At 62.6% G+C, this 1,378-nt stretch carries 1 protein-coding gene; it reads right to left on the bottom strand.

Annotated features, from left to right (window positions below):
* The coding region (locus tag TU82_RS28970) for a DUF6531 domain-containing protein (protein WP_248842645.1) at window positions 1-1,378 on the bottom strand (1,378 nt) is incomplete at both ends.

The raw sequence follows: 1,378 nt of genomic DNA, 5'->3' as shown, positions 1-1,378 counted from the left end.
CCGTCGGCAAGGGCAGGGTGGTCGAGCGATTCTCATGGTCGGTCCACACCACCGAATCGCCCGACACAGAAAGCCTGTGCGCCAGCGCATGACTCCAGCCAAGCCCCAGCCCGCAATCCACGTCCACCGCACTGGTGCGGTACAACCGCGTCCACTCGAACGGCAAGATGCCGTCCAGCGCGCCATCGCTCAGGGTCAGCAGTTCCTCGCCGGTGACCATCGACACCGGGCAACCGTTCGTAACGGTTTTATCCGCAGAAGCCGCCGCATCCCCCTTCGGATTCGACGCCACGGCCGGCACATCATCCACCGACTCCTGCCGAACCAACGCCGTACGCTGCGTCTTATTGCGCACCATCGGTACCGCGTTCGGAACCAGCGTATCGCCCGCCTGCAACGGCGCCACCGGCACCGCCTTGATCGGCGTTGCCGCACTGCTCAGCAACAACGGCTTGGCCGTCTGCACATGGGTTTCCAGCCGAGGCCCCACCACCTGCTTGGCCAACAACTCCAATAACGCCCGCGCCCAGCCGGATTTGATAGAACTCAATACCTGAGCCCCCAGCCGAAGCTGCACCCCCATCCCCCGCGTCGCCCATATCAGCAGCAGGTTGATCAAGACTTCGCCGGTGATTTCACCCAACAGCTCATACATCTCGGGCGGCGGCAGCAGGCGTATCCAGCTGACCATCGCCGACAAATAGATAAACAACAGCGGCTCATCACTGAGCACCAGCAAGCCCTGAGCGAGTGTGTCCTTGCCCAGTTTCAGCAGTTCATCGAGTTCGGCCTGGGAGAGGTACTGCAGCAACTTTTCGCTGTTGGACTTGAGGTTCGCCAGCAGGTCGTACAGCTCGGCGATGTTGTCCCACAGGTTGTAAAACGCCTGGCCAATCCCGGTGGCAAAGGCCGCGCCCTGTTTCACGCTGCGCTTGAAGGGCGGCGCTTTGGCGAAATCCGCCCATTGAGGCTCGAAGCGCTCGCGCCATTGCTGGCGCAGATCCGCTTCCAGCCCGGCGATCACCGACTGGTAGGACGCATACAGCGCCCTGATGTGTTCTTCGGAAACATTGGGGTAGAAGGTGATCTGGTACTGCTGGTCGCGGGTGCACTCAGGGACTTGAAGAATGCCGCTGGGGCCGATGGTGCGGTGCAGCGGCGCACCCATGGGCGTGCCGTCCAGTGCAATGGCTTGCAGCGTCACCGGCGTGTTGCCGATGGGGACGAAGCGCGTGCTCTCGAACAGATGCACCAGGGTCAGCCCACCCTGGGCCTTGCATTGAGCGACGGTGCGACTGGGCGTGTCGGAAGAGATCGGCGCAACCAGTGCGACCTCGTCCCCGACCTTGAACACCTGCTCGACTTTCAGTGCCGAGCC

The sequence above is a fragment of the Pseudomonas orientalis genome, from assembly GCF_001439815.1.
GTDB classification, from domain to species: domain Bacteria; phylum Pseudomonadota; class Gammaproteobacteria; order Pseudomonadales; family Pseudomonadaceae; genus Aquipseudomonas; species Aquipseudomonas orientalis.
This window is presented reverse-complemented; position numbering and strand designations above follow the sequence as displayed.